This window comes from Leptospira borgpetersenii serovar Javanica (genome assembly GCF_003046425.1).
Taxonomy (GTDB): Bacteria; Spirochaetota; Leptospiria; order Leptospirales; family Leptospiraceae; genus Leptospira; species Leptospira borgpetersenii.
On record NZ_QAJG01000006.1, the window covers coordinates 162501 to 165000 of the forward strand.

A 2500-nucleotide genomic window follows, 5' to 3' on the forward strand; every position below is an offset into this window, starting at 1 on the left:
TGACCGTAAAAGTCGATAAAGAAGTTGTATTCCCAAGAGTTCCTTCTCGTGGGTCTTGATTCGATCTTTGTCAGATTCAACTGATGATCGAAAAACGGTTTTAGTACCCGATAAAGTGCGCCCGGTTTATCGGGACAAGAGAAAACGATCGAAGTTTTGTCGTTCCCGGTGGGTGGGCATTGATTTTTTCCGATGATGAGAAATCGTGTCGTATTGTCGACGAGGTCTTCAATGGATTCCCGGATCAGACTGAGCCCGTAAATTTCCGCCGCAATGGAGGAGGCAATGGCCGCACAAGCCTCTTTTTTTTCCGCTACGATCTGAGCCGCCTTGGCCGTGGAAGACGTTTCTACGATTTCCACGTGAGGTAGATTGGCCGCAAGCCAATTCTTACACTGGGAATTGGCGATTTTGATTCCGTATAACGATTTGATTTTGGAAAGATCGTGTTCAAATCCGAGAAGACTGATATTGATTCTTAAATAGTGTTCGGAATAAATGAGAAGATCGGAAATCAAAAATTGATCCAAAGTCGAATTGACCAAACCTTCGCTGGAGTTTTCCACTGGTACGACTCCGTAGTCTATCTTATCGGTTTCCACAGCACGAAACACGTCCGGAATCGAATTGAATTCCAACGCGTTAACCGAAGCTCCGAAACGAGTGCGGACCGCCTGGTTGGAAAAAGACCCCGCAGGTCCGAGGTACCCTACCTCCAATCCTTTTTCCACAGAGATAGAACCAGACATGATCTCTCGGTAGATCGCAAGCATCACTTTGTCGGGAAGAAGACCCGAGCTCAAAGATTTTATCTTTTCGTAAACTTCCTTTTCCCGATCAGGACGAAAAACCGGTTCATTTCGTTCTCGTTTGATCTCCCCGATCTTGGATGCAAATTCGGCTCGAGTCTGAATCGCTTTTACGATCTCCCGATCGAGGGAATCAATCTGATCCCGAAAAATTCTGAGTTGTTGATCCAAATCACTCATGTTCGAGTAGATCGTCCAGATTTTCGAATTTCAATTCTTTAACTTCCACGGGTGCAGGAAGATCCGATAGTTTATTCAATCCAAAATGAATCAAGAATTCCTTCGTGGTTCCGTACAAAGCCGGTCTTCCCGGAACTTCCTTGTTCCCGATCGGCTTGATTAACTTTTTAGAGATCAGTGAAGTGACCATAGCGCGGGAAGAAACTCCCCGAATTTCGTCGATTTCCGGAAGTGTGATGGGTTGTTTGTAAGCGATGATGGCGAGTGTATCTAAACTGGATTTGGAAAGTTGTTCCCTTCTTTTTTCCCTAAAGACGTTTCCGAGCAGTTCCGCAAAACTTTCATTAGTTACGAATTGATACGCTCCTGCAATTTCCTTAAGTAAGAATCCTCCGTTCTTTTCGGAATAATCTAAAACGAGTTCGTCCAAAATTTCTCGGGCATCTATTTTTTCGATCCCTGCAGACTTAGCGATACTCGCCAATTTTAAGGGTTCACCGGAAACAAAAAGTAAGGCCTCGATCAATCCTTTGATTGCTGTTCTGTCCCGTTCCAATGTCCCTCGTTCAGAAATAGACGGATTTCTCCGAACAACTTGTGCTGTTTCGCACGGAGAATTCTCTGCTTACTTAGTTCCAGCAATGCCAGAAAAGTGGCAACGATTTCTGCTTTTTCAGGCCGTTCCCGTTCGAATAATTCCGGAAAAGAAACTTCTTTCTTTTTCCGAAGAGAGGAAAGGATACTTTCCATCTTTTCTTCCACCGTAAAACGGTGTGGTGTGGTGAGTAAGGTAGGAATTTCAATTTCTGTCGATTGGGATTCCAAAATTTCATGAAAGGCCGAAATCAGATCTAAGAGGGAAACATCGAGCCAATGATCCTCTTCGTCCAAGGTGACGTCGGATTCCCTTCTAAAAACTCCGGTTTGAATTTGATCCATTTCTGAAAGTTTTTTAGCTGTGAGTTGAAATTTTTTGTGCTCTAAAAGTTTTTCAACTAGCTCCGGAGGAAGCGGAGGTTCGTAGTCTTCTTCTTCGAACCCAGGATCGGGCAACAAAGCCTTAGATTTTAGATAGATCAAATTAGCGGCCATCAAAGCGTATTCGGCGCTCAATTCTAAAGACAGAGTTTCGGAAATACGTAGGAAATTTAAAAAATCACGGGTGATGCGAGAGAGAGAAACATCAAAAATATCCACTTTGTAGCTTTCAATCAAACTCCAGAGGACGGATAAAGGCCCTTCCGACAAACCACCTTCCGAATTGTTCCATTGAACTACAAAGGAGTTACCGGATTCTTCATTCTCCATTCAAAAGAAATCTACCTTACGAATTGAGCGCTTTGTCCGCCGCTTGTTGCAGTCTTTCCGGAGAAAATGGTTTTACGACAAAATCCTTCACACCCATTTTAATCGCCTTTGCAAGAAGGTCTTCCTGTCCGAGTGCGGTCACCATGATAATTTTTGCCTTTGCATCCAACTTAAATATTTCCTGAGCGGCTTCGATCCCGTCC

General features: G+C 43.9%; 4 protein-coding genes (2 of these 4 only partly in view). All 4 read right to left on the reverse strand.

Translation table 11 applies throughout. The annotated features are described in order from the left end of the window. Tightly spaced (at most 16 nt apart), the 4 genes in view from pheA to CLV95_RS06780 form a layout consistent with a single transcriptional unit that may run on beyond the window. On the reverse strand, window positions 1-989 hold the 5' portion of the coding sequence (pheA, locus tag CLV95_RS06765) for a prephenate dehydratase (protein ID WP_002726139.1). 103 nt of this gene lie to the left of the window's left edge; only the first 989 of its 1092 coding nucleotides appear in the window; the start codon lies at window positions 987-989; its stop codon lies off the left edge, out of view. Continuing rightward, window positions 982-1545, reverse strand: a complete 564-nt coding sequence (gene scpB / locus CLV95_RS06770) for an SMC-Scp complex subunit ScpB (RefSeq protein WP_002726406.1) — start codon at window positions 1543-1545, stop codon at window positions 982-984. The genes pheA and scpB overlap by 8 nt, the downstream gene beginning before the upstream one ends. Beyond that, the gene (locus CLV95_RS06775) at window positions 1512-2297 is read right to left on the reverse strand and encodes a segregation and condensation protein A (RefSeq protein WP_002726239.1); all 786 of its coding nucleotides are present in this window, start codon (window positions 2295-2297) and stop codon (window positions 1512-1514) included. Before CLV95_RS06775 ends, scpB begins: the two co-directional genes overlap by 34 nt. A 16-nt stretch (window positions 2298-2313) precedes the next feature. Further along, on the reverse strand, window positions 2314-2500 hold the 3' portion of the coding sequence (locus CLV95_RS06780) for a response regulator (protein ID WP_002726508.1). 176 nt of this gene lie beyond the right edge of the window; only the last 187 of its 363 coding nucleotides appear in the window; its start codon lies off the right edge, out of view; the stop codon is at window positions 2314-2316.